Genomic DNA, 25,074 nt, shown 5'->3' with positions numbered 1-25,074 from the left:
GTCAGACCTCCAGGAAGGAGCCGGGGACGCCGGACGGCGTCTCGTGGGAAGCCGCCGGGGCGGAGTAGAAGGCCGGGTCGGCGGCGAGGATCGCGGCCCGGACGTCGAGCAGCTCGGTCACCTTGTCGCCGAGGACGGCGGAGCCGAGCAGGCCCATGTCGTCGATGTCGCTGCGCACCGCTGCCTCGCCGTCGACGATGTCGAGGATCTCCTCGACGACGATCGCGACGCTGCGGCCGTGGTCGGAGTAGACGATGACCTCGAGCACCTCGCGCTCGGTCTCGCCGTAGGCGCCCAGGTGCCGGTCGAGCCGCACGATCGGGAGGATCGCGCCGCGGTACTGGACGACCTCGCGGTTGCCGACCTTCTCCACGGTCTCGGTGCGCACCTGCTCGAGCCGGGTGACGGTGTCGAGCGGGATGGCGACCCGACGGCCCCCACCGATGGCCGCGAGCAGCATCCGCTGGCGCTCGGTCTCGCTGCGCGCGGCGGCCGCGGCGGCGTCGCGGTTGGACTCCTGGCCGCGCTCGTTGGTCTCGGCGCGCAGGGCCCGGCGGGCCAGGGCCTGCACGTCGAGGATCAGCGCGACCGTGCCGTCACCGAGGACGGTGGCGCCCTGGTACAGCCCGATCTGCTTGAGCTGGCCGCCGACGGCCTTGACCACGATCTCCTCGGTGTTGATGACGCGGTCGACCACCAGGCCGAAGCGCCGCCCCTCCGCGCGGAGCACCGCGATGACCACGTGCCCGTCGTGCCGGTCCGAGGGGAGCTCGAGCACGTCGGTGAGGCGGACGAGCGGGAGGAGCTCCCCGCGCAGCCGGTAGACCTGCGCCCCGCCGACCTCCTCGACGGCGTTGACGGCCTTCTCGGCGTCCAGGCTGACCAGCTCCTGCAGGCTGATCTGCGGGATGGCGTAGCGGTCGCCGGCGCACTCCACGGTCAGTGCCGGGACGATGGCCAGCGTCAGCGGGATGCGCAGCCGGCAGACGGTGCCCCGGCCGGTCTCGGACTCGACCTCGATCGAGCCGCCGATCGCCTCGATGTTGGTCTTGACGACGTCCATGCCGACGCCGCGGCCGGAGACGTTGGTGACCGCCGCCGCCGTCGAGAAGCCGGGCAGGAAGATCATCTGCAGGATGTCCTGCGGGCTCATCCGGGCGAGCGCGTCCGGGGTGAGCAGGCCGCGCTCGACGGCCTTGGCGCCGACCTTGGCCGGGTCGATGCCGGCGCCGTCGTCGGCGACCTCGACCACGACCTGGCCGCTCTCGTGGCGGGCCCGCAGGGTCAGCACGCCCTCCGCGGGCTTGCCCGCGGCCTTGCGCGTGTCCGCCGGCTCGATGCCGTGGTCCACGGAGTTGCGCACCAGGTGCGTCAACGGGTCCTTGACCGCCTCGAGGAGGGTCTTGTCGAGCTCGGTCTCGCGGCCCTCCATCTCCAGGCGGATCGACTTCTTCAGCTGCGAGCCGAGGTCGCGGACGACGCGCGGCAGCTTGGACCAGATGTGGTCGATCGGCTGCATGCGCGTCTTCATGACGCCCTCCTGCAGCTCGCTGGCGATCAGGTTGAGCCGCTGCGAAGCGCGCAGCAGGTCGGTGTCGTTGGACCGGCCCACGTACTGGACGATCTGGTTGCGGGTCAGGACCAGCTCACCGACGAGCAGCATCAGCTCGTCGAGCAGGTCGACGTCGACGCGGATGGTGCTGTCGGCGACGGCGCGGCGGGTCTGGCCGTCGCCGGTGCCGGCGGGGGCGTCCGCCTCGGGCTGCTCGGCGGGGGCCGGGGTGGCCTCGGCGACGGGCGCGGGCTCCGGGGTCTCGGGCACGACGGGGGTCACTTCCTCGATCAGCTCGTCGACGGGGACGGGAGCGGGCGCGGGGATGGCGGCCTTCGCGCGGGAGGTGCGCTTGGCCGGGGCCTTCGGGGTGGCGGCCTTCTTGGCGACGGCGGTCCTCGCCGGCGCCTTCGCCGGGGCTGCCTTGGCCGGGGCCTTCGCCGCGGCCTTCACGGCGGCGGGCTTCACGGCGGCGGGCTCCGCGGGGGTCGCCGGTGCGGCGGCGGCCGGGGTGTCCTCCATGGCGGCGCTGATGGCGGCGACCACGGCGGAGACGTCCACCGATCCCTCGCCGCCGCTGGCCTCGATCGAGGTGAGCAGCGCCCGGACGGTGTCCACCATCCGCAGCAGCACGTCGGTGCGCGCCGGGGTCAGGTCCAGCGCGCCGTCGCGCAGCCGGGAGAGCATGTTCTCGCCGACGTGCGTGACCTCCTCCAGCCGGTTGAAGGCCAGGAAGCCGCTGGTGCCCTTGATCGTGTGGATGGTCCGGAAGATGCTCGAGAGCCGCTCCCGGGAGTTGGGCTCCTGCTCGAGGGCGACCAGGTCGGAGTCGAGCTGGTCGAGGTTCTCGTGGCTCTCGACCAGGAACTCCTCGACGATGTCGTCCAGACCGTCCACGGGGTGTCCTTCTCTCTGCTTCGCGACGGGGACGCACGTCCCCGCTGGGTCATCGGCGGCGCCGGCCGCGGAATCAAGGTGAATCCGCGGCCGGCCGGCCGTATCCGGTGTTATCGGCAGTGCGGGATCAGTAGGTGAAGCGGCTGACCGTGGAACGCAGGTCCGCGGCCATCCGCGACAGCTCGTCGACGGCGGTGCGGGTCTGGGTCAGCGCCTGCGTGGTCGACTCGGCGGCGGTGGAGACGCCGGTGATGTTGTTGGCGATCTCCGTCGTGCCGCCGGAGGCCTCCTGGACCGAGCGGGCCATCTCGTTGGTCGTGGCGGTCTGCTCCTCCACCGCGCTGGCGATGGTGGTCTGGCGGTCGGAGATCTGGGCGACGATCGTGCTGATCTCCTCGATGGCCGCCACCGCCGCCGTCGTGTCGCCCTGGATGCTCTGCACCCGGCGGGCGATGTCCTCGGTGGCCTTCGCCGTCTCCTGGGCCAGCTCCTTGACCTCGTTGGCGACGACCGCGAAGCCCTTGCCGGCCTCTCCGGCGCGCGCGGCCTCGATCGTGGCGTTGAGGGCCAGCAGGTTGGTCTGCTCCGCGATCGAGGTGATGACCTTGACGACGTTGCCGATCTCGGCCGAGGACTCCCCCAGCTTGGCGACCGTGGCGGTCGTGGTCTCGGCGGCGGTGACCGCACGGGCGGCGACCTCGCTGGCCTCCGCGGCGTTGCTGGCGATCTCCCGGATCGAGGCACCCATCTGCTCCGCACCCGCGGCCACGGTCTGCACGTTGCGCGAGACCTCCTCCGCCGCACCGGAGACGACCCCGGACTGCGCCGCGGTCTCCTCCGCCGACGCCGAGATCTGCGCCGACGAGGCCGACAGCTCCTCCGACGACGCGGCCACGGCGTCGGCCGAGCCCACCACGCCGGCCATGACCTCGCGCAGGTTCGCCTGCGCGGCCGTGAGCGCAGCGGCCATGCGACCGAGCTCGTCGTCCGCGGCGGCCTCCGGCGCTCGTGTCAGGTCACCGGCGGCCAGGGCGTCGACCGAGGCGTGCACCGAGCGCACCGTCGACGTCAGCATGCGGACCACGACGTAGGCCAGCGCGCTGGCCACGAGCAGCCCGACGGCGACCACGACCACGATCTGGGTGACGACGCTCGCGGCGCGGTCCTCACCGGCCGCGGCCTCGTCCGCCGCAGCGACCGCCTGGGCCTCGCTCTCGGCGGCGTAGGGGTCCATGACCGCCGTCGCCAGCGGCTTCTCCTCGTTGAAGCCGAACGCCGTGGCGGTGCCGGCGTCCATCGACGCGAGCTGCTGGTCGGTCGCGGCGTAGTACCCGTCGAGCGCCGTCTGGAATGCGGCCCACGAGGCCTCGTCGGCCTCCTTGCCGTCGTACTCCTCGACGAGGGCGTCCAGCTCCTGGCGCCGCTCGGCCAGGCTCTCCCGAAGGCTCGCGCGCGTCGCGCTGTCGGCCACGTTGTAGGAGATGACACGGACCCGATCACCCTGGAAGCTGCGCTGGATCGCGCCGAGGGTGTCGAGCGGGCGGACGTTCTCCTGGTACAGCCGTGCCTCGCCGTCGCGCAGCGCGTGCGCACCGTTGACGGCCAGCACGGCGATGGCGACGGCCACCAGCCCCATGGTGGCGACCACGGCGGCGAGCTTGACGGCGATCGGGCGGTCGGCGAACCACCGCCGACGGTGGCGGGGACTGCTGGTCAAGGGTGTGCTCCTCCGAGAATGGTGGTCCTGGTGCGTCCGGAGCATCACCTGTTCCGGTCGGTACCGTTCCATTTTTAGGCGGCGTGTCGCGCACCCCTGGAACACGCTTTCCACTGACCGGCTCGACCATGTCGACAAGGCGTCGGCGCGGGCCGGGACATGCCTGGGTAGGACCGTCCGACATCGAGAAGAGAGCGCGATCGCAGTCGGCCACCGCCTTTTCCGTGGCGACACCAGCAGGTGAAACGGCTCACTACCGACCATGACCGGGGGAAATTGCGACCCCGAAATGGCGGACGGGGCGGCGGCCACCTGGCCACCGCCCCGTCCGTCAGGGGAAGGCGTGGGTCGTCAGTAGGTGAACCTCCCGACCGTGCTGCGCAGGTCCGAAGCCATCCGGGACAGCTCGTCCACCGCGATGCGGGTCTGGCCCAGGGCCTGCGTCGTGGAGTCCGCGGCACCCGAGACGTTGGTGATGTTGGCGGCGATCTGACCGGTGCCCTGCGCGGCCTCCTGGACCGAGCGGCTCATCTCGTTGGTCGTGGCGGTCTGCTCCTCCACGGCGGAGGCGATGGTCGTCTGGCGGTCGGAGATCTGGGCGACGATCGTGCTGATCTCCTCGATGGCGCTCACCGCCGCCGTCGTGTCGCCCTGGATGGCCAGCACGCGCTTCGCGATGTCCTCGGTGGCCTTCGCCGTCTCCTGGGCCAGCTCCTTGACCTCGTTGGCGACGACGGCGAAGCCCTTGCCCGCCTCGCCGGCCCGCGCGGCCTCGATGGTCGCGTTCAGGGCCAGCAGGTTGGTCTGCTCGGCGATCGAGGTGATCACCTTGACCACGTTGCCGATCTCGGCGCTCGAGTCGCCCAGCTTGGCCACGGTGGCCGTCGTGCGCTCGGCGGCCGTCACGGCGCGGGCGGCGACCTCGGACGCCTCGGCGGCGTTGCTGGCGATCTCCCGGATCGAGGCGCCCATCTGCTCCGCACCCGCGGCCACGGTCTGCACGTTGCGCGATACCTCCTCGGCGGCGCCGGCCACGATGCCCGACTGCGCCGAGGTCTCCTGGGCCGAGGAGGAGATCTGCGCCGAGGAGGCCGACAGCTCCTCCGACGAGGCGGCGACCGCGTCGGCGGACCCGACGACCGCGCTGAGCACCTCGCGCAGGCTGGCCTGCGCCGAGTCCAGCGCGGTGGCCATGCGCCCCAGCTCGTCCTGCGAGTCCACCCCGCTGCTGCGGGTCAGGTCGCCGGCCGCCATGGCCTCGGCGACGGTCTGCACCGACCGGACGGTGCGCGTGATCCGGCGGACCATGACGACGGTCAGGCCGACGGCCACGAGACCGGCGAGGACCGACAGGACCAGGATGAGCCGCTCGGCCGAGGACGCGTCCTCCGCCGCCTCAGCGTTGCGGGCGGCGGCCTGCTCGGCCTGGGCGACGCCCTCCTCCTCGAGGCCGTCGGCGATGTCGGTCAGCAGCGGGCTGGACACGTCGCGGTACAGCTGGGCGTAGGTGGTCAGGTCACCGGCGTCGGCGGCCGGGAACAGCTGGGCGGCGTTCGAGGCGAGGAACTGCTCGCGGGCCCCGGCGTACTTCTCCATGGCCTCGGGGTTCACGACGAAGGGCTCGTACTCGGCCAGGGCGGCGTCGACGTCGGCCTGCTTCTCCTGCATCTCGCCGACCAGCTCCACGCGGCGCGCCGGGTCGGAGACGGCGTACTCGAGCACGCGGGCACGGTGCGCCGCGGTCGCCCGCTGGACGGCGGAGAGCGCGTTCAGCGGCTTGAGGTTCTCGTCGTAGATCCGCTCCTGGTCCGCGGACATCTCACCGACGCGGGAGATCGCCAGGCCGTTCGTGCCGGCGAGGGCGACGACCAGCAGGCCGACGACCGCGCCGATGCGGAGCCCGACCGGCAGGTCGGACAGCCGTGACCCGACCCCCCTGCGGCGGGTGGGGAGGGAGGAAGTGGTCATGGTGTTCTCCTGCGTCGGGATTCCGGACGGGCCCGGAGCTGTTCGGTGCGCGACAGAGTGGCGCATTCCGACCGGTGCGGAATCGCATCCCGTGGCGTGTCGCAGGGGCGCCGGCGAGATTGTTCGGCGACCGCTCCGGAATTGTCGACCTGGCGATTTCCGGTGCCGCAGGAATGGCGGAGGGGTGGCGGCCCGCAGGCCACCACCCCTCCCCCGAGCCGGTGGCTCAGTAGGTGAAACGGCCGACCGTGGTGCGCAGGTCGGCGGCCATCCGCGACAGCTCGTCGACGGCGGTGCGGGTCTGGGTCAGCGCCTGGGTGGTGGCGTCGGCCGCGGTGGACACGCTGGTGATGTTCTCCGCGATCTGGCCGGATCCGCCGGCCGCCTCCTGCACCGAGCGGCTCATCTCGTTGGTCGTGGCCGTCTGCTCCTCCACCGCGCTGGCGATGGTGGTCTGCCGGTCGGAGATCTGGGCGACGATGCTCGAGATCTCCTCGATCGCGGTGACCGCCGCCCCCGTGTCGCCCTGGATGGCGAGCACCCGCTGCGCGATGTCCTCGGTCGCCTTCGCCGTCTCCTGCGCCAGCTCCTTGACCTCGTTGGCCACCACCGCGAAGCCCTTGCCGGCCTCCCCGGCCCGTGCCGCCTCGATCGTGGCGTTCAGCGCCAGCAGGTTGGTCTGCTCGGCGATGCTCGTGATCACCTTCACGACGTTGCCGATCTCGGCCGAGGACTCCCCCAGCTTGGCCACCGTCGCCGTCGTCCGCTCCGCCGCGGTCACCGCGCGGGCCGCGACCTCAGAGGCCTCCGCGGCGTTGGTCGCGATCTCCCGGATCGACGCGCCCATCTGCTCAGCGCCGGCGGCCACCGTCTCCACGCTGCGCGAGACCTCCTCCGCGGCGCTGGACACGACACCGGACTGCGCGGAGGTCTCCTCCGCCGACGCCGCGATCTGCGCCGAGGACGCCGACAGCTCCTCCGACGACGCCGCCACCGCGCCGGCCGAGGCCACGATCTGCGCGACGGTGTCGGCCATGCCCGTGGCCGCGGTGTTGAGCGCCACGGCCATCTGGCCGACCTCGTCCCGGCCGCGCACCGGGAGCCGGGCGGTCAGGTCGTTGTCCGCCAGCCGCTCCAGCGCGCCCTGGACGTCGCGCACGCCGCGGACGATGCCCCGCGACACCACGAAGGCCAGCCCCGCGCCGAGCATCGCGGCGATGACCGAGACGAGCACCGCAAGGGTGATGGTCTCGGTGCGGGCGTCGACGACGGCCTCCTCGGTCTGCGCGACCCGCGCGTCGACCGACTCGACGAGCTCCACCATCGCCTGGTCGAGGACGTAGAAGACGTCCCACTTCTCACCGGTGGAGAGGGCGTCGCCCTCGTCGAGCCGGTCCTGCTGCCACAGCGCGAAGATCTGGTCGTTGTAGTCGCTCATCTGGGCCCAGTTGGCCTCGATGGTGTCCAGGCTGGCCTCGGCCGTCTCGTCGAGCTGCGACCGGTCGAGGTCGAAGAGCTGCTCGAAGCCCTCGGCGCCGTCCCGGTAGTTGGGCACGTTGTCGCCCTCGGGTGCCGCGGCGACCGCTCCGCCGTCGACCCGCGCCTTCCAGGCGGTGATGTTCTGCCAGTTGGCCGCCCACAACAGGTCGTACCGGGCGTCCTCGACCGTCCGCTGGGCGGCGACAGCCGCCGTCGCCTCGTCGTGCAGGTCGCTGATCCGATCGACGCCGGAGACGCCGCAGACGGTGGCCGCCACCGTGCCCAGCAGCAGCGCCGAGCTCACGGCGAAGATCCGCGTGGCGATCCCGCGGTCGCGGTACCAGTGCCGCGCGGGCCCGCCCCCGCGCGAGGGGAGATGCGTGCGAGAAGACATGGTGCTCTTTTCCTGGGTCGGCCGGCACAGCGCGGGAGCGCCTGCCGAGCGGGGTGCGACGCCTGCCGCGTCGGACGAATGCTGACCCGGGATTCCGAGATCTCTTAGTATTGAGCGGTCGTGTCGTGGTCGCGTTCCGGAATTGGTCGGTGACCGCCATTCCCGGGCCGTTTTGTCGACATCCGGCGGAGCCGCGGAAATGACGGACGCCGGCGGCGACCGAAGTCGCCACCGGCGTCCGCCAGGGGAAGGTCGGGATCGCTCAGTAGGTGAACCTCCCGACGCTCGTGCGGAGCTCGGCGGCCATCTGGGACAGCTCGTCGACGGCGATCCGGGTCTGGGCCAGCGCCTGCGTGGTGGCGTCCGCGGCACCGGAGACGCTGGTGATGTTCTCCGCGATCTGGCCGGACCCGCCGGCTGCCTCCTGCACCGACCGCGACATCTCGTTGGTGGTGGCCGTCTGCTCCTCCACCGCGCTGGCGATGGTGGTCTGCCGGTCGGAGATCTGGGCGACGATGCCGCTGATCTCCTCGATGGCCGTGACCGCGGCGCTGGTGTCGCCCTGGATCGCCTGGACGCGGCGGGCGATGTCCTCGGTGGCCTTCGCCGTCTCCTGGGCCAGCTCCTTGACCTCGTTGGCCACGACGGCGAAGCCCTTGCCGGCCTCCCCTGCCCGGGCCGCCTCGATCGTGGCGTTGAGCGCCAGCAGATTCGTCTGCTCCGCGATGCTCGTGATCACCTTGACCACGTTGCCGATCTCCGCGCTCGAGTCACCCAGCCGGGCCACCGTCGCCGTTGTCCGCTCCGCCGCGGTCACCGCGCGGGCCGCAACCTCGGACGCCTCGGCGGCGTTGGAGGCGATCTCGCGGATGGAGGCACCCATCTGCTCGGCACCCGCGGCCACCGTCTCCACGCTCCGGGAGACCTCCTCGGCTGCGCTGGAGACGACCGCCGACTGGGACGAGGTCTCCTCGGCCGACGCCGCGATCTGGGTGGAGGACGCCGACAGCTCCTCCGAGGAGGCGGCCACCGCGTTCGCGGAAGCGGCGACGCCGGCGAGCACCTCGCGCATGTTGGCCTGGGCCTTGTTCAACGACGCGGCCATCTGGCCCGCCTCGCACGAGCTGGTCACCGGGATGTCCTGCGTCAGGTCACCGGTCGCCAGCGCGTCGAGCGACTTCTTGACCAGGAGCACCGGGCGGGTCACCGAGCGCATCGTCATCCAGCTGAGGAGCAGGACCACCGCGATGCCGGCGACCGCCACGGCGATGCTCATCGTCTGCGACGTGCTGATCGTGCTGTCCAGGTGCTCCTCGCCCGCCTCGTGCGCAGCCGCGATCGCGTCCTTGGCGGTACCGACGGCAGCATCGGTGAGGTCGTTTGCCGCCTGGATGTCCTCCCAGCGGGTGCGGGCGGCCGCCTGGTCGGCCACCGCCCCGTTGACGAAAGCGGTGATGGCGTCGGTGTAGGCGCCGAAGCTGGCCTCCAGGGCGGCGACCGCGTCGCCCGCCTCGCCGGTCAGGCCGATGGCGTCGAGTTCGTCGATGAGGCCCTCGGGAGTGGCCACGTCCTCGGCCAGCTCCTCGAGCTGCCCGGCCGGGTCGGATCGGACGACGGCCTTGTAGCCGTCGACCTTGAGCTCGCTGGCCCGGGTGTCGATCTGCAGCACCAGCTCCTGCGCGCTGCTGAGCTGGGCGAGGTGCTCCTCGGACTCGCGCACGTTGCCGTTGCCGACGATGACGACCGAGAGCAGGCCGACGAAGGCGACGACCACGACGCTCACGAGGATGGTGAACTTCACCGCCAGCGCCCGGTTGGCGAACCAACCGGCACGCCGCGCGGCAGGGGGAGCAGATCTGCTCACAGGAATTCCCTCTCTGGCGGTAAGACGACGATCCGTGTCGTCCGTGTGCGAGAGATTGTTGTGACTCCAGTCAGCCGCCGGAACTTGATTCCCTATGGTTTTCGGGATCGTTGTGCATGGGCTCGGTCGGCGACTCGCCCGGGTCGACGGGTCGACACGGCAATTGAGGTGACCGGGAGTTCCCTTTTCCGGGCGAACCATTCCACCTGCGGAAATGCGCCCGCGCACCGCAGGAGTCGACATCCCGCGCCGACGACCGGGCGCTCGGGACCTTTGTCACGGATCGGTCGTGCGCGACGCGTCTGCGCGCCGGCGGGCTAGGCGAGCAGGTCGGCCAAGCGCTCCAGCAGCGCGACGGCGGCGGCGGGGTCGTCGACCCGGTGCCGGGCCGCGGTCTCGCCGTCCCCGATCTTGACCGTCAGGTCGTCAGGGCCGAGCGTGCGGAAGGCGTCCTCGTCGGTGACGTCGTCGCCGAGGTAGACCGCGGCCCGCGCCCCGAGCTCGTCGGCCAGCCGGCGCAGCGCCGTCCCCTTGTCCGCATCCGTGACGGCCAGCTCGAGGACGTCCTTGCCAGGCTTCAGCGTCAGTGACGAATCGGCCTGCGCCCGTGCCCGGGCGAGCAGCTCGGCAGCGGCATCCCGATCCCGGACCTGCCGGACGTGCACGGCGACGGCCGCGGGCTTGACCTCGAGCCGGGCGCCGGGGACGGCGTCGACCAGCGTCCCCATCCGGGCGGCCAGCTCGTCGCGGTGGTGCGCCAGCTCGCCGGTCAGCGGGCCGTCGAACTCCGCACCGTGGCTGCCGATCCAGCGGAACGGGCCGGACAGCCCGCTGGTGGTCTGCAGGTCCGCGACGCCCCGGCCGCTCACCAGCGCCACCGTCACGCCGTCGGCGGCCGCCAGCCGGCCGAGGACCCGGGCGACGCCCGGCTCGGGGACCGCCTCGGAGGGCACGTCGCGCAACCGGGCGAGCACGCCGTCGTAGTCGCTGGCCACGAGCAGCGGACGGCGCCCGGCGACGGCGGCCAGCGCCTCCTCGAGGGCGGGGGAGGGGCTCACGCCTGCCTGCGCAGCGCCTCGAAGAACGAGGAGGCCCAGTGCTCCAGGTCGTTCCTGAACAGGTGCCGCCGCAGCGCCTTCATCCGCTTGGCCGCCTCGGCCGGCTCCATCCGCAGCGCGCGCACCAGCTGGTTCTTGACCCCGGCGATGTCGTGCGGGTTCACCAGCAGCGCCTGCTTGAGCTCGGCCGCGGCACCGGCGAACTCCGACAGCACCAGCGCCCCGCCCAGGTCGCCGCGCGCGGCGACGTACTCCTTGGCCACCAGGTTCATGCCGTCGCGGTAGGGCGTCACGAGCATGACGTCGGCCGCCCGGTAGAGCGCGGCCAGCTCCTCGCGCGGCATCGACTGGTTGAAGTAGTGCACGGCCGGCCCGGCGATCGAACCGTAGACCCCGTTGATGTGGCCGACCTGCTGCTCGATCGTCTCGCGCATGTGCACGTAGTGCTCGACCCGCTCGCGGCTGGGCGTGGCCACCTGCACGAGCACCGTGTCCGGCGCCTCCAGGACGCCGTCCTCGAGCAGCTCCTGGAAGGCGTTGAGCCGGACGCCGATGCCCTTGGTGTAGTCGAGCCGGTCGACGCCGAGGATGATCTTGGCGGGGTCGCCGAGCTCCGCGCGGATCTCCTTGGCCCGGGCCAGCACCTCCGGCGAGGAGGCCAGCTCGTCGAACGCCGCGACGTCGATGGAGATCGGGAAGGCCCGCGCGGTGACCGTGCGCCCGTCGTACTCGATGGAGCTGTTGCGCGCGGGCAAGTCGTGCAGCCGCCGGGCGAGCTGGACGAAGTTGCTGGCCGCCGACGGCAGCTGGAAGCCCACCAGGTCCGCACCCAGGAGCCCCTCGACGACCGCCGAGCGCCACGGCAGCTGGGTGAACAGCTCGTAGGGCGGGAACGGGATGTGCAGGAAGAAGCCGATGGTGAGGTCGGGCCGCCGCTGGCGCAGCATCGCCGGCACCAGCTGCAGCTGGTAGTCGTGCACCCAGACGATCGCGCCCTCGCCCGCGACCTCCGCGGCGCGGTCGGCGAACCGCTTGTTGACCTGGACGTAGGTGTCCCACCACGTGCGGTGGTACTCCGGCTTCTCGACCACGTCGTGGTACAGGGGCCACAGCGAGGCGTTGGACATGCCCTCGTAGTAGCGGTCGACCTCCTCCTCGGAGAGCTCGACCGGGATCAGCGACATCCCGCCGGACTCGAACGGCTCCGGCGCCTCGCCGGCGGACCCGGACCAGCCGACCCACGCCCCGCCGCGGCCGGCGACGAACGGCTCCAGGGCGGTCACCAGGCCGCCCGGGCTGCGCTGCCAACGGGTGGAGCCGTCGGGATCGGTCACCTGGTCGACGGGCAGCCGGTTGGCGACGACGACCACGGGGCTGTCCGCCCCGACCTCTGCCTCGTTGCGTTCGGTCATACCGGTACCGACCCTACCCATGAGCGCCGGTCACAGCAGGCCGGCCGCCCCGTACGCCGCCGCGGCAGCACCGATACCCAGGACCAGCGTGGCACCCAGGTAGGCCAGCGCCCGGGGGAGCGCGCCCTGCTCCACCAGCCGCACGACGTCGGCCCCGAAGGTGGAGAAGGTGGTCAGGGTGCCGCAGAACCCGGTGCCGACCAGGGCCAGGACCGCCGCGTCGACGTCGGCGGCGCCGAACAGCGCACCGAGGACGGCGCTGCCGAGGACGTTGACCACCAGCGTGCCCACCGCGGCGTCCCGGCCCCGGCGGACGGCGAGCCGGGTGGCCAGCAACCGCAGCGGTGCGCCCACGACCGCGCCGGCCGCCACGAGCAGCGCCGTCACCGCAGCACCCGGGACGGGCGGCGGACCACGAGCGCGCCGGCCACGACGGCGAGGACGCCGCCCAGCACGGAGGCGACGACGTACCCCCCGGCCAGCAGCGGGCTGCCGGCCCGGACGACCTCGACGGCGAACGCCGAGTACGTGGTCCACCCGCCGAGCAGGCCGACCGAGAGCAGCGGACGCGCCCAGCCGGGCTCGGGGGACCGCTCGGCGAGGACGGCGACCAGCAGACCGATCAGGAAGCACCCGGTGAGGTTGACCAGGAGCGTGGCCCACGGCCAGCCGCCCGGCTGGTGGGGGAGGGCATCGGACACCGCCCAGCGGCCCAGCGCGCCGAGCGCCCCGCCCACGGCGGCGAGCAGGTACGCCATCGCCCGCCCTCCTGCAGATCGGCCCCCGCGATGCGGCAGCATGCGCGGAACAGGGTCGCACGGGCGCGGTCCGGGGCAGGGGAGGAGCAGCCGTGGGACCGCTGCAGGGCGTGCGCGTGGTGGAGTTCGCCGGGCTGGGGCCGGGGCCGTTCTGCGGCATGCTGCTGGCCGACCTCGGCGCCGACGTGGTGCGGATCGACCGGAAGGGCGCCCGCGGCGGTCTGATCGGCTCGCTCGGTGCCACCTCGCTGCTCGACCGGGGCAAGCGCTCCATCGCCCTGGACCTCAAGGACCCGGCCGACCTCGACGTCGTCCATGCGCTGGTCCGCCGGTCCGACGTGCTGCTCGAGGGGTTCCGGCCCGGCGTCATGGAGCGGCTGGGCCTCGGTCCCGACGAGCTGCTCGGGGAGAACCCGGCGCTGGTGTACGGCCGGATGACCGGCTGGGGCCAGACCGGCCCGCTCGCGCCCACCGCCGGGCACGACATCGGCTACATCGCGTTGACCGGCGCGCTGGGGGCATCGGGCCGGCCGGACGAGCGGCCTGCCCCGCCGCTGAACCTGCTCGGCGACTTCGGCGGCGGGGGAGCCTTCCTGGCGCTGGGTGCGCTGGCCGCGCTGCTGCACGCCCGGGCGACGGGGGAGGGGCAGGTGGTGGACGCGGCGATCGTCGACGGCACCGCCGTCCTCACCACGATGATCCACGGGATGCTCGACGCCGGTGTCTGGACCGACCGGCGCGGCCGGAACCTGCTGGACACCGGCGCGCCGTTCTACGACGTCTACGCCTGCGCGGACGGCGCCTTCCTCGCCGTCGGGGCGCTGGAGGAGCAGTTCTACGCGGCGCTGCTCACCGGGCTGGGGCTGGCCGGCGACGAGACGCTGCCTGATCGCTTCGACCCGCGGCAGTGGCCGGCGCTGCGCGCGCGGTTCACCGAGGTCTTCGCGTCGCGGACCCGCGCGGAGTGGTGGCAGGTGTTCGAGGGCACCGACGCCTGCGTGGCGCCCGTGTGGTCGCTGCTCGAGGCCACCCGCGACCCGCACAACGTCGAGCGGGGGGTGTTCACCGAGGTCGACGGCACCGTGCAGCCCGCCGTCGCCCCGCGGTTCTCCCGCACCCCGGGCGCGGTCGGCAGCGTGCCGCAGCCCGGCCAGCACACGGACGAGATCCGCGCCGAACTCGGCCTGGCGACGTGATGGAACGGCCCCCTGCAGGGCCCCACCACGAGCGTGCGAGTGGTGGGGGGCAGGGGGTCCTTCAACGGCGGCGGGTCTCGGGGAAGAGCAGGTCGACGAAGCGCTCGGCCGTGGGCCGCGGCTCGTGGTTGGCCAGGCCGGGGCGCTCGTTGGCCTCGATGAACACGTAGTCGGGGCCGTCGACCGCCGGCACCAGGAAGTCGATGCCGGTGACCGGGATGCCCAGCGCCTCGGCCGCCCGGATGGCCGCCTCGGCGATCTCCGGGTGCAGCTGGTCGGTGACGTCCTCGATCGTGCCCCCGGTGTGCAGGTTCGCCGTCCGCCGGACCTGCACCCGCTCGCCGTTCGGCGGGACGTCGTCCATCGCGTACCCGGACTCGGCGACGACCTCGGCGGTCGTGTCGTCCAGCGGGATCCGCGACTCCCCGCCGGTCGCCCGCTCGCGGCGGCGGCTGGTGGAGCGCACGAGCGCGGCGACGTCGTGCCGCCCGTCGCCCACGACCTCCGCCGGACGGCGGACGGCGGCGGCCACCACCTCGCGGTCGATGACGACGACCCGCAGGTCCTCACCCTCGACCCGCTCCTCGACCAGCACGTCGGGGCAGAACTGCAGCGCGAACGCCACCGCCCGCTCCAGGGCCGCCTCGTCCTTGACGCCGACGGTGATGCCCCGGCCCTGCTCCCCCCGTGCGGGCTTCACGACGACGTCGCCGACGCCGCGCAGCAGCGCCCGGGCGTCGTCCAGGTCGCCCTCGCAGGCCAGCGCCCCCTGGGCCACGCGCACCCCGGCGCGGCGCATGATCCGGCGGGTCACCCGCTTGTCGTCACAGCGGCTCAGCGCCACCGCGGTGGTGAACTCCGAGAGCGACTCGCGGGTGAGCACGGAGCGCCCGCCCAGGGTCAGCCGCATCTCGCCCCAGTCGGCGTCGGTGACCTCGACGCGGATCCCGCGCCGCAGCGCCTCCTCGGCGATGATCAGCGCGTAGGGGTTGAGCTTCTCCAGCCCCGGCGGCCGTGCGGCGAACAGCGGGGTGTTGATCGGGTTCTTCCGCTTCACGCAGACGGCGGCGACCCGGGTGAAGCCGAGCTTGCGGTACAGCGTGATCGCCGGGGTGTTGTCGTGCATGACCGAGAGGTCCAGGTAGGCCCGGCCGCGGGCCACGTAGCGCTCGGCCAGCACGCGGACCAGCGCCTCACCGGTGCCGGGGGGAGCGTCCTGCTTGTCGGCGACCAGGCACCACAGGCTGGTGCCGCCCTCCGGGTCGCCGAAGGCGAGCACGTGGTCGACGCCGGTGACCGTGCCGACGATCTTGCCCGTGCGGGTGTCCTCGGCCACCAGGTAGGTGAAGGTTCGGGTGCGGTGGTTGGCCCACATGGTCGTGGCGTCCGCGGTCACCATGCCGTTGCGCGAGTAGAGGTCGTTGATGACCTCCATCTCCGCCTGCGAGGTCACGGTCCGCACGAAGACGCCGCGGATCACCTCGGGGCGGGCGCGGTAGCGGTGCAGGTCCAGCCGGTAGGTGAGCGACGGGTCGATGAACAGCTCGTCGGGCGCCATCCCGACCAGGACCTGCGGATCGCGCGGGTAGACGCAGATGTCGCGCCGGCCGGTCTCCTCGGCGCGCAGCACGTCGACGACCCCGCGCAGGTCGCGGAAGGTCTGGCCGAAGACGAGCTGCCCCCAGCCCAGGTCGAGCACGACGTCGGAGGCCATGCCCTCGATCTCGTGCGCCGTCGGCTCGTGCCAGGACCGGCTGGTCAGCTCGGGCGTGGACGCCACCGCCGTGCGACGGCGGTGACCGGCCAGCCGGGGTGCCGTGGTCATCTCCTCAGACACCGTGGTTCTGCAGCCAGAGCTCCAGCAGGCCGAGCTGCCAGAGCTTGTTGCCGCGCAGCGGGGTGAGCTCGCCGTTGGGGTCGGCGAGCAGCTCCTGCACGTACTCGGGGCGGAACAGGCCCCGTTCGCGGGCGGCGTCGTCGGTGAGCGCGTCGCGCACCAGGTCGAGCACCTTGCCCTCGAGGTGGGTGATCGCCGGCACCGGGAAGTAGCCCTTGGGCCGGTCGATGACCTCCGGCGGGATGATCCGCCGGCCGATCGCCTTGAGCACGCCCTTGCCGCCGTCGGCGAGCTTCAGCTCCGGCGGGCAGAGCGCGGCCAGCTCGACGAGGTCGTGGTCGAGGAACGGGACGCGCGCCTCCAGGCCCCAGGCCATGGACATGTTGTCGACCCGCTTCACCGGGTCGTCGACCAGCATGACCTCGCTGTCCAGGCGCAGCGCTGCGTCCACCGCGGTCTCCGCGCCGGGGGCGGACATGTGGTCGCGCACGAACGCCAGGCTCGGGTCCTGGTCGAGCATGTAGCGGCCGGAGACGACCTGGCACATCTGCGCGTGGTCGCGGTCGAAGAAGGCCGTGGCGTAGGTCTGCACCGCCTCCTCGCGACCGACGCCGGCCAGCGGCGGGTACCAGTGGTAGCCGGCGAAGACCTCGTCGGCGCCCTGGCCGGACTGCACGACCTTGATCGACTGCGAGACCCGCTCGCTGAGCAGGTCGAAGGCGACGACGTCGTGGCTGACCATCGGCTCGGCCATCGCGCCGATCGCGTGGCCCAGCGCGCCGGCCAGCTCGTCGGAGCCGACCCGGATGCGGTGGTGGTCGGTGGCGAAGTGCTCGGCGATGACGTCGGAGTACTGGAACTCGTCGCCCTCGCGGCCGCCGGCGGACTCGAAGCCGATCGAGTAGGTGGCCAGTCCGGTCTGCCCCTCCTGGGCGAGGAGGCCGACGATCAGGCTCGAGTCCAGCCCGCCGGAGAGCAGCACACCGACCGGGATGTCGGCGACCAGCCGGCGGCGGACGGCGACCCGCAGCGCCTCCTCGATCGCGTCCTCCCAGTCGCGGGCCGACCAGCCCGCGTGCTCGGCTCGGCGCTCGTAGGTGGCGTTCCAGTACCGGTGCTCGCGGCTGGTGCCGTCGGCCTCGATCACCCGCACGGTCGCCGGCGGCAGCTTCCGGACGCCGTTGAGGATGGTCCGCGGCGCCGGGACGACGGCGTGCCAGGTCAGGTAGTGGTGCAGCGCCACCGGGTCGATCGAGGTGTCCACCTCGCCGGCGCGCAGCAGCGCGGGCAGCGTGGAGGCGAAGCGCAGCCGCTTGCCGGGCGTCTCGCTCAGGTAGAGCGGCTTGATGCCCAGCCGGTCGCGGGCCATGACCACCCGGCCGGTGTCCCGCTCGGCGATGACGAAGGCGAACATCCCGTGCAGGTGGTCGACCACGTCGACGCCCCAGTGGTGGTAGCCCTTGAGGATCACCTCGGTGTCGCTGTGCGAGAAGAAGCGGTAGCCGTGGCCCTCGAGCTCGGCGCGCAGCTCCTTGTAGTCGTAGATGCAGCCGTTGAAGACCGCGGTCAGGCCCAGCTCGTTGTCCACCATGGGCTGCGAGCCGCAGGTGGACAGGTCGATGACCGACAGCCGCCGGTGCCCGAAGGCCACCCGCCCGTTGCTCCACGAGCCCTGGCCGTCCGGACCCCGGGGGACCAGGGCCTCCACCATGCGGGCGACGGCCGTCGTGTCAGCCGTCGAGCCGTCGAACGTGATCTCGCCGCAGAGGCCGCACATGCAGAACGATCTAACCCGCTCCGCGCGGTTCACGCCCGTCCAGGAGCAAGATCACACGGACTCGTAACAACGCTGTTCCACGTGGAACCGGCTTCCGGCTCGCGCGAGCCGCTGGGCAGCGTCCTGGCTCAGCACGACGGGTCCTGGCTCACCGTCGGCAGTGAGCCAGGACCCCTGGTGATCAGGTCTCCTGATCACCGGGGCGCCCCTCAGCTCCCGGTGAGCCGCTGGACGGCGGCGACGACGTCGACCAGGCCGGTGCCCTTGTCGAACGAGGTCGGGTACCCGCCGACCGTCTGGTAGCCGGCGCCGTCGGCGTACCGGTGCGCGCTGCCCTTGAGCGCGGCCTCGACCTCGGCCGGGGTCGCCGTCGGGTCGGCCTGGAACAGCTGCGCGACGATGCCCGCCACGTGCGGCGCGGCCATCGACGTCCCGCTGATCGTGTTGAAGGTGCCCAGGTCGAGCAGCCCCGGGCCGTTGCGGAAGTCCAGGCCGGTCGCGCAGATGACCAGGTACGGGCGGCAGGACGAGGTGATCGCCTCCCCCGGCGCCGACAGGTCCGGCCAGGTCGAGGGGTCGGCCGCGGCGCCGCGCGAGGAGAACTCGCTGACCGCGCCGTCGCGGGTGCCGGTGTCCTGGTCGAAGTAGGAGGCCACCGACAGGATGCCGCCGGTCGGGTCCTGGCCGGGCGGGTTGGTGAGCGACGCCGACCCGTCGCCGCCGTCGTTGCCGGCGGCCCAGACGGTGACGACGCCCTCGTCCGCCAGCGCCCGCTGCAGCTTCACCGTCGCCGAGTTCGGGTCGAACGCACCTCCGCCGGACGGCCCGTAGCTGTTGTTGGTCACCTTGATCGGCGGGCAGGTGCTGGCCGGGACACCGGCGCCGCACGGGGCCTCGTGGTTCTCCAGCACCCAGTTGAGCGCCGAGTCCGCGCCCACGATGAACAGCACCGCACCGGTGGAGATCGACACCAGGCTGGCGCCGGGGGCCGCGCCCTGGAGCGTGCCGCCGTCGGCGAGCGTCGTCGGCCGGCCGGCGACGATGCCGCTGACGTGGGTGCCGTGCCCGCCGACGGAGAGCGTGTCGGTGTCCAGCTGCTGCGGCACGCGGACCACGCAGCCGCTGGAGGTGTCCGACTCGATCAGGCACAGGCTCTTGAGGTTGGCGACGACGGCGCTGCTGCCGTCGGCGTTGCGGAAGTACGGGTGGTTCGGGTCGATCCCCGAGTCGATGACCGCGACCGAGACGCCCGAGCCGTCCAGCGCCTCCCCGTCCGCACCGGTCAGCGTGGCCACCGCCTCGGCGCCGCGGGTGGCGGTGTTCGAGGTCTCCTGCGCCAGCTCGATGGGCTGGTTGCCCTCGAGGTACGTGACGCCCGGCCGGGACCGCGCGGCCTCGATCTGCTCGGCGGTCCCGGTGGCGACGACCACGCCGATCCGCTCGAACTCGGTCACCTGCCGCATGCCGGTCGCCTGCACCGCGGCGCGCGCGGCCGCGGCGTCGGTGCCGTGCACCAGGACGGTGGTCGTGCCGCTCAGGGCGGCGAGCTGGTCGGCCAGGAAGTCCTGTACCGGGGCGAGCGGCGCGGCCTGCGCGGGCGCCGCGAGGAGCGCGCCGGCGACGACGGCCGCCAGGCTGCTCGAGGCCAGCAGGCGACGGGAGCGGTTCATGGAGGCACCTCGCGGGGTCAGGGCGGAAGGTGCCCTGCCCCAACGACGGTCGTCGGCCCTGGTTACGGCGCCGCCGTCCCGTGGCAAGGTGCGGCCATGGCATCCCGGACGGCCAACTTCAGCATCGACGCCCGCGACCCCCGTGCCCAGGCGGCCTGGTGGGCGCAGGTGCTCGACGACTTCGAGCCGGAGCCCGACGAGGACGACGACGAGGAGGCCGGCCTGCGCGGTCCGGGCGGCCGCTCCCTGCTGTTCCTCCGCGTCCCGGAGGGCAAGACCGTCAAGAACCGCATGCACATGTGCCTGCGGCCGGTCGACCGCAGCCGCGACGAGGAGGTCGACCGGCTGCTCGGGCTCGGCGCGACCCTCGTGGCCGACCTGCGGGAGGACGACCGCGGGTGGGCCGTCCTGGCCGATCCGGAGGGCAACGAGTTCTGCGTGCTCACCACCCGCGCGGACGAGGCCGGCATCGCGCGGGGGACGGCTCAGCCGTAGTAGAGCGCCACCGGCCGGCCGTCGATCTCGCGCACGTCGACCGGCGTCTCGTAGACGTCGGCCAGCACCTCCGGGCGCATGATCTCGCGGGCCGGGGCGTCGGCCACGACGGCGCCCTCCCGCATGGCGACGATCCGGTCGGCGTAGGTGGCCGCGAAGTTGATGTCGTGCAGCACGGTGACCACGCGCTTGCCGAGGTCGTCGGCCATCTGCCGGACCAGCCGCATGATCTCGGTCATGTGCCGCAGGTCCAGGTTGTTCAGCGGCTCGTCGAGCAGCACGTACTCGGTGTCCTGGGCGAGCACCATCGCGATGAACGCCCGCTGCCGCTGCCCGCCGGAGAGCTCGTCGAGGAAGCGGCCGCGGAGCGCGTCGAGGTCCAGGTAGGAGATCGCCCGGTCGATGTGCTCGCGGTCGTGCACGGTGAGCCGGCCGCGCGAGTGCGGGAAGCGGCCGAACTCGACGAGGTCGTGCACGGTCAGCCGGGCGGCGACCGAGTTGTCCTGCCGCAGGACGGCCAGCTTCTTCGCCAGCTCGGCCGACGGCGTCGACGCCACGTCCAGGCCGTCGACGGTGATCCGCCCGGCGTCCGGCGCCACCAGCCGGCCCACGAGGCCGAACAGCGTCGACTTGCCGGCGCCGTTGGGGCCGATGAGCGCCGTCACGCCCTCCCCGCCCAGGGTGAGCGAGACGTCGTCGACGACCGTGGCGCGGCCGTAGCGCTTGGTCACGTTCTCGAGCGCGATCACCGCGCCCCCTTCCGCAGGACGAGGTGGAGGAAGAACAGGCCGCCGGCGAAGTCGATGACCGTGGAGAGGGTGCCGCCGTAGCCGAGCAGCCGCTCCAGCACCAGCTGGCCGCCCAGCAGGCAGAGGACGCCGAGCAGGACGGCGGTGGGCAGCGTCCAGGCGTGGCGGAAGGAGCCGGCGTACGAGTAGGCCAGGTTGGCCACGATCAGGCCGAAGAACAGGATCGGGCCGACCAGCGCCGTCGAGGCCGCGATCATCACCGAGACGCTGGTGAACAGCAGCATCACCACCCGCCGGTGGTCGACGCCCAGCCCCACCGCCGCGGGCTCCCCGAGGGTGAGGACGTCCAGCGTCCGCACCAGCGGCACGACCGCGGCGCAGGAGAGCGCGACCAGGACGGCGGTGAGCACCAGCAGCGTCTCGTCGGGCCGGGTCAGCGAGGCGAACATCGCGTCGGAGAGCACCTGGAAGTCCAGCGGGTCCAGCATCCGCTGCATCCACTCGGTGAAGGCGCGGAAGAACGTGCCCAGCACGATGCCGACCAGCAGCATGAGGTGGATCGAGCGCCGCCTGCCGCCGAACAGCCAGGTGAACAGCAGCACGCTGAAGCCGACCATCACGGCGATCTGGACGAGCCACAGGGTGAGCTCGTCGGCCGCGAGGAACGCCGCCGAGCCGGAGACGAAGACCAGCACCGTCGAGATGAGCACGTAGAAGGCGTCGAAGCCCATGATCGACGGGGTCAGGATCCGGTTCTGCGTGATCGTGTGGAAGACGACGGTCGAGACGCCGACCGCCGTCGCCACGACGAGCACGGCCGCGACCGTGCGGCTGCGGATCTCCAGCGCGAAGGCCAGCGACCCGGGGACGTCGGTGAGCAGGTAGACGACGGTCAGCAGGAGGACGACGGCGCCGAGCGCGCCCAGCCGCACGCCCGGCCGCGCCCACAGCGCGCGGGCCCGGGTCCGGGCCGGTTCGGGCGTCGGGGTGGCGGCCGACGTGGCCGCGGGATCAGTGAGCACCGCTGCGCCTCCGCAGCAGCAGCCAGAGGAACAGCACCGCGCCGACGACGCCGACGATCACCGACAGCGGGATCTCGTACGGGAACCGGATCACGCGCGCCAGCAGGTCGCAGGCGAGGACGAACACCGCGCCGAGGCCGGCGACCCAGGGGATGGCGCGGCGCACGTTGTCGCCGATGATCAGGCTGACCACGTTGGGCACGACCAGGCCGAGGAACGGGATCAGCCCGGCGGTGACGAGCACGGCCGCGGTGATCACCGCGACGACGACCATGCCGACGGCGACCACGCGCCGGTAGTCCAGCCCCAGGTTGGTGGCGAACTCCTCGCCGAGGCCGATGACGCTGAACCGGTCGGCGGCCACCCAGGCGACGACGACCATCAGCCCGGCGATCCACACGAACTCGTACCGGCCCTGCATGACCGTGGCGAAGCTGCCCTGCGACCACTGGCCCAGCGACTGCAGCAGGTCCAGGCGGTAGGCGACGAACGTGGTCACCGCCGCGACCACGCCGCCGAGCATGATGCCGACGAGCGGGACGAGCACCAGCTGGCGCACCGGCACGGCGCGCACGACCCGCAGGAACACCCAGGTGCCGAGGAGCCCGAAGGCGGCGGCGACGGCCATCTTCCCGACGACGGCCAGGCCCGGGACGAAGACGATCGTGGTCAGCATGCCGAGGGTGGCGAACTCGCTGACGCCGGTGGTGCTCGGCTCGACGAACTTGTTGCGGACCAGCATCTGCATGATCAGGCCGGCGATGCCCAGCGAGGCGCCGACGAGGACCACCGCGATCGTGCGCGGGATGCGGCTGGCCACGAGCAGGAAGGCGGCGTCGCTCCCGGTGCCTCCGCGCAGGAGCGCTGCGGGGGAGACGTCGGAGACGCCGACGAAGAGGCTGGCGCCGGCCAGCAGCACGAGCAGCACGCCGACGAGCACCCCCACCCACGTGCGGCGGGGCCGCGCGGGGGCAGGGGTGCTCGTCGGGCTCGGGGCGAGCGCCGTCACGGACGGGCCCGGTCCACGGGGTACGGGCAGGTCATCCGGCGATCTGCAGGACGTCGTCGATCATGATTTTCGTCGTCTCGATCCCGCCGAAGACGATGTACCAGGCCGTCGGGTCGAGGTAGACGATCTGGTCGTTCTCGGCCGCGGTGGTCTGGGCGACGATGTCGTTGTCGAGCACCGCCTGCGCGGCCTGCGCGCCGGCCTCGCCGGTGGCGGCGTCGCGGTCGACCACCCACAGGTAGTCGGGGTTCGTCTCGAGCAGGAACTCGAAGGAGACCGGCTCGCCGTGGGTGGCGGCCTTGATGTCGTCGACGACCGGCTCCACGCCGAACGCGTCGTAGATCAGGCCGCCGCGGGCGGCGCGCGCGTCGGAGCCCTCGCCGGCCGGGGCCATGGCGCTGAGCTCGCCGCCGGAGACCATCAGGCCGAGGCCCGTACCGGCGTCGGCGGTCGCGGCCCGCGCCTCCTCGATGCCCTCCTCGACGTCGGCGATGGCGGCGGCCGCCTCGTCCTCGGCGCCGAGGACCTCGCCGAGGAAGGTGACGTTCCGCTCGAGGTTCTCGGTGTAGGTGCCGCGCAGGCTCAGATCGACCGTCGGCGCGATCTCGCTGAGGTCGTCGTACAGCGCCGACGAGCGGCCGCCGATGATGATCAGGTCGGGCTGCTGCGACTCGATCTCGATGAGATCGGCCTCGAACAGGGTCCCGACGTCGTACGCGTCGTCGGCCAGGGCGTCCTCGAGGTAGCCGGGGACCGAGTCGAGCGGAGCACCGGAGACCTCGCCGCCGAGCGCGCCGATCGTGTCGAGGCTGGCCATGTCGAAGACCACGATGTTCTCGGGGTTCTTCGGGACCTCGACGGTGGTCTCCTCCAGCTGCGGATCGGCGTCCTCGTCGGCGGCGTTGACGTTGCGGTCCCAGGTGAAGCTGACCGTGCCGGCGTCGTCGGTGCTCCCCGCGGCATCGGCCTCGGCGTCGCCGCCGCAGGCCGACAGCGCCAGGACGGCGGAGAGGGGCAGGGCGAGGGCGGCGAGGGGCCGGGCTACGCGCATGGTGCTCCTGTTCGGAACTGAGGGTAGGTAGTCCTAACTAAGGCGGCCCTAACCTGTCATACCCGTTCCGGAACGTCGTCACCGGGTCCCGGCCGGCCGGGTCCCGGTTGGCCGGCGCCCGGGCGGGGCAGGAGCGGCGCATGCAGACGCGCACCCTCGGATCCCTGACCGTCGCCGCCCAGGGGCTGGGCTGCATGGGGATGAGCGAGTTCTACGGGACCGGCGACCAGGCGGAGGCCGAGCGGACGATCCGCCGGGCGCTCGACCTGGGCGTCACGTTCCTCGACACCGCGGACATGTACGGCCCGTTCACCAACGAGCGACTCGTGGGGGCCGCGATCGCCGGCCGGCGCGATGACGTCGTGCTGGCCACCAAGTTCGGCAACGAGCGCGGGGAGGACGGGTCGTTCCGCGGCATCAACGGCCGGCCGGAGTACGTGCACCGCGCCTGCGACGCCTCCCTGCAGCGGCTCGGCGTCGACGTGATCGACCTCTACTACCAGCACCGGGTGGACACCTCGGTGCCCGTCGAGGACACCTGGGGGGCGCTGCGCGAGCTGGTCGAGGCCGGCAAGATCCGGCACGCGGGCATCTCCGAGGCCTCCCCGGAGACGATCCGGCGGGCGCACGCCGTCCAGCCGGTGACCGCGGTGCAGACCGAGTACTCGCTGTGGACCCGCGACCCCGAGGACGACGGCGTGCTCGCCACCTGCGCCGAGCTCGGCATCGGCTTCGTGGCCTACTCCCCGCTGGGCCGGGGCTTCCTGTCCGGGCAGATCCGCAGCATCGACGACCTGGCCCCGGACGACTTCCGCCGGCACAACCCGCGGTTCCAGGGCGCGGCGTTCGAGCAGAACCTGCGCCTGGTGGACCGGGTGCGCGAGATCGCCGACGAGAAGGGCGTGACCGCCGGCCAGCTGGCGCTGGCCTGGGTCATGGCGCAGAGCGGCCGGGACGGCGCGGGTGGGCGGGGAGGTGCCACCGTCGTCCCGATCCCCGGAACCAAGCGGGTCGCCTACCTGGAGGAGAACGTGGCCGCGGCCGAGGTCGTCCTCACCGACGACGAGCTCCGCCGGATCGACGAGGCGGCGCCGCGCGGCGCCGCGGTCGGCGACCGCTACCCGGACATGTCCACCGTGCACCGCTGACGGAGGACCCCGCTGCACCCC

At 72.7% G+C, this 25,074-nt stretch carries 19 protein-coding genes; 3 read left to right on the top strand and 16 right to left on the bottom strand.

Annotated features, from left to right (window positions below; all coding sequences use genetic code 11):
- Nucleotide 1: 1 nt before the first annotated feature.
- The 9 genes from DQ241_RS01290 to DQ241_RS01250 all read right to left on the bottom strand — a co-directional run bounded on the left by DQ241_RS01290 (nucleotide 2) and on the right by DQ241_RS01250 (nucleotide 13,099).
- Entirely contained in the window at nucleotides 2-2,449 is a 2,448-nt protein-coding gene (locus DQ241_RS01290; protein ID WP_113828336.1) for a chemotaxis protein CheW, read from the bottom strand.
- Nucleotides 2,450-2,576: 127 nt separating this feature from the next.
- A complete protein-coding gene (locus DQ241_RS01285; protein ID WP_370444366.1) occupies nucleotides 2,577-4,166 on the bottom strand; it encodes a methyl-accepting chemotaxis protein in 1,590 nt (529 codons plus the stop codon).
- 351 nt (nucleotides 4,167-4,517) lie between these two features.
- On the bottom strand, nucleotides 4,518-6,134 hold the full coding sequence (locus DQ241_RS01280; protein WP_113828332.1) for a methyl-accepting chemotaxis protein: 1,617 nt from the start codon (nucleotides 6,132-6,134) through the stop codon (nucleotides 4,518-4,520).
- 226 nt (nucleotides 6,135-6,360) lie between these two features.
- Entirely contained in the window at nucleotides 6,361-8,007 is a 1,647-nt protein-coding gene (locus DQ241_RS01275; protein ID WP_113828330.1) for a methyl-accepting chemotaxis protein, read from the bottom strand.
- Between the two features lie 262 nt (nucleotides 8,008-8,269).
- Nucleotides 8,270-9,871 carry a methyl-accepting chemotaxis protein gene (locus DQ241_RS01270; RefSeq protein WP_233492135.1) on the bottom strand — a complete coding sequence of 534 codons (1,602 nt, stop codon included), beginning with the start codon at nucleotides 9,869-9,871 and terminating at the stop codon, nucleotides 8,270-8,272.
- Between the two features lie 317 nt (nucleotides 9,872-10,188).
- Nucleotides 10,189-10,929, bottom strand: coding sequence for a trehalose-phosphatase (gene otsB, locus DQ241_RS01265; RefSeq protein ID WP_113828325.1), 741 nt, complete (start codon nucleotides 10,927-10,929; stop codon nucleotides 10,189-10,191).
- Nucleotides 10,926-12,341 carry a trehalose-6-phosphate synthase gene (locus DQ241_RS01260; protein WP_113828323.1) on the bottom strand — a complete coding sequence of 472 codons (1,416 nt, stop codon included), beginning with the start codon at nucleotides 12,339-12,341 and terminating at the stop codon, nucleotides 10,926-10,928. The genes otsB and DQ241_RS01260 overlap by 4 nt, the downstream gene beginning before the upstream one ends.
- 30 nt (nucleotides 12,342-12,371) lie before the next feature.
- Nucleotides 12,372-12,728, bottom strand: coding sequence for a CrcB family protein (locus DQ241_RS01255; RefSeq protein WP_113828320.1), 357 nt, complete (start codon nucleotides 12,726-12,728; stop codon nucleotides 12,372-12,374).
- Nucleotides 12,725-13,099: a CrcB family protein gene (locus DQ241_RS01250; protein ID WP_113828318.1), complete on the bottom strand. Its 375-nt coding sequence runs from the start codon at nucleotides 13,097-13,099 to the stop codon at nucleotides 12,725-12,727. The genes DQ241_RS01255 and DQ241_RS01250 overlap by 4 nt, the downstream gene beginning before the upstream one ends.
- A gap of 92 nt (nucleotides 13,100-13,191) precedes the next feature.
- On the opposite strand from DQ241_RS01250, the gene DQ241_RS01245 reads away from it, so the two are divergent.
- Nucleotides 13,192-14,295, top strand: a complete 1,104-nt coding sequence (locus DQ241_RS01245) for a CaiB/BaiF CoA-transferase family protein (RefSeq protein ID WP_113828317.1) — start codon at nucleotides 13,192-13,194, stop codon at nucleotides 14,293-14,295.
- 61 nt (nucleotides 14,296-14,356) lie between these two features.
- Here the strand turns inward: DQ241_RS01245 and ngg are convergent, their stop codons facing one another.
- From ngg to DQ241_RS01230, 3 genes are all read right to left on the bottom strand, one after another.
- A complete protein-coding gene (gene ngg / locus DQ241_RS01240) occupies nucleotides 14,357-16,120 on the bottom strand; it encodes an N-acetylglutaminylglutamine synthetase (RefSeq protein WP_113828315.1) in 1,764 nt (587 codons plus the stop codon).
- 4 nt (nucleotides 16,121-16,124) lie between these two features.
- A complete protein-coding gene (locus DQ241_RS01235) occupies nucleotides 16,125-17,909 on the bottom strand; it encodes an N-acetylglutaminylglutamine amidotransferase (protein ID WP_113828313.1) in 1,785 nt (594 codons plus the stop codon).
- A gap of 209 nt (nucleotides 17,910-18,118) precedes the next feature.
- Nucleotides 18,119-19,579, bottom strand: a complete 1,461-nt coding sequence (locus tag DQ241_RS01230) for a S8 family serine peptidase (protein ID WP_113828311.1) — start codon at nucleotides 19,577-19,579, stop codon at nucleotides 18,119-18,121.
- A gap of 96 nt (nucleotides 19,580-19,675) precedes the next feature.
- Here DQ241_RS01230 and DQ241_RS01225 point away from each other — a divergent pair, with 96 nt between their 5' ends.
- On the top strand, nucleotides 19,676-20,074 hold the full coding sequence (locus DQ241_RS01225) for a VOC family protein (protein ID WP_113828308.1): 399 nt from the start codon (nucleotides 19,676-19,678) through the stop codon (nucleotides 20,072-20,074).
- Here DQ241_RS01225 and DQ241_RS01220 read toward each other — a convergent pair.
- From DQ241_RS01220 to DQ241_RS01205, 4 genes are read right to left on the bottom strand one after another with little or no spacing between them, the layout of a single operon-like run.
- Nucleotides 20,065-20,823, bottom strand: coding sequence for an ABC transporter ATP-binding protein (locus tag DQ241_RS01220; RefSeq protein ID WP_113828306.1), 759 nt, complete (start codon nucleotides 20,821-20,823; stop codon nucleotides 20,065-20,067). The two genes, DQ241_RS01225 and DQ241_RS01220, sit on opposite strands and share 10 nt — an antisense overlap.
- Complete coding sequence (locus DQ241_RS01215) at nucleotides 20,820-21,845, bottom strand: iron chelate uptake ABC transporter family permease subunit (protein ID WP_113828304.1); 1,026 nt, start codon at nucleotides 21,843-21,845, stop codon at nucleotides 20,820-20,822. Before DQ241_RS01215 ends, DQ241_RS01220 begins: the two co-directional genes overlap by 4 nt.
- Nucleotides 21,835-22,854 carry an ABC transporter permease gene (locus DQ241_RS01210; protein ID WP_113828302.1) on the bottom strand — a complete coding sequence of 340 codons (1,020 nt, stop codon included), beginning with the start codon at nucleotides 22,852-22,854 and terminating at the stop codon, nucleotides 21,835-21,837. Before DQ241_RS01210 ends, DQ241_RS01215 begins: the two co-directional genes overlap by 11 nt.
- A gap of 31 nt (nucleotides 22,855-22,885) precedes the next feature.
- Complete coding sequence (locus DQ241_RS01205; RefSeq protein WP_113828300.1) at nucleotides 22,886-23,905, bottom strand: siderophore ABC transporter substrate-binding protein; 1,020 nt, start codon at nucleotides 23,903-23,905, stop codon at nucleotides 22,886-22,888.
- A gap of 140 nt (nucleotides 23,906-24,045) precedes the next feature.
- Here DQ241_RS01205 and DQ241_RS01200 point away from each other — a divergent pair, with 140 nt between their 5' ends.
- Nucleotides 24,046-25,053, top strand: a complete 1,008-nt coding sequence (locus DQ241_RS01200; protein WP_113828298.1) for an aldo/keto reductase — start codon at nucleotides 24,046-24,048, stop codon at nucleotides 25,051-25,053.
- Nucleotides 25,054-25,074: the final 21 nt, after the last annotated feature.

The sequence above is a fragment of the Blastococcus sp. TF02A-30 genome (assembly GCF_003319185.1).
Lineage (GTDB): Bacteria > Actinomycetota > Actinomycetes > Mycobacteriales > Geodermatophilaceae > Blastococcus.
The sequence above is the reverse complement of the archived record's forward strand: the minus strand, read 5'-3'. Positions and strand labels throughout refer to the sequence as shown.

What these genes read in the sequence shown, in the direction of transcription:
- DQ241_RS01200 (WP_113828298.1), top strand. Translation starts at nt 24,046, where the DNA reads ATGCAGACGCGCACCCTCGGATCCCTGACCGTCGCCGCCCAGGGGCTG.
- DQ241_RS01235 (WP_113828313.1), bottom strand. Translation starts at nt 17,909, where the DNA reads ATGTGCGGCCTCTGCGGCGAGATCACGTTCGACGGCTCGACGGCTGAC.
- DQ241_RS01230 (WP_113828311.1), bottom strand. Translation starts at nt 19,579, where the DNA reads ATGAACCGCTCCCGTCGCCTGCTGGCCTCGAGCAGCCTGGCGGCCGTC.
- ngg (WP_113828315.1), bottom strand. Translation starts at nt 16,120, where the DNA reads ATGACCACGGCACCCCGGCTGGCCGGTCACCGCCGTCGCACGGCGGTG.
- DQ241_RS01275 (WP_113828330.1), bottom strand. Translation starts at nt 8,007, where the DNA reads ATGTCTTCTCGCACGCATCTCCCCTCGCGCGGGGGCGGGCCCGCGCGG.
- DQ241_RS01280 (WP_113828332.1), bottom strand. Translation starts at nt 6,134, where the DNA reads ATGACCACTTCCTCCCTCCCCACCCGCCGCAGGGGGGTCGGGTCACGG.
- DQ241_RS01260 (WP_113828323.1), bottom strand. Translation starts at nt 12,341, where the DNA reads ATGACCGAACGCAACGAGGCAGAGGTCGGGGCGGACAGCCCCGTGGTC.
- DQ241_RS01250 (WP_113828318.1), bottom strand. Translation starts at nt 13,099, where the DNA reads ATGGCGTACCTGCTCGCCGCCGTGGGCGGGGCGCTCGGCGCGCTGGGC.
- DQ241_RS01225 (WP_113828308.1), top strand. Translation starts at nt 19,676, where the DNA reads ATGGCATCCCGGACGGCCAACTTCAGCATCGACGCCCGCGACCCCCGT.
- DQ241_RS01205 (WP_113828300.1), bottom strand. Translation starts at nt 23,905, where the DNA reads ATGCGCGTAGCCCGGCCCCTCGCCGCCCTCGCCCTGCCCCTCTCCGCC.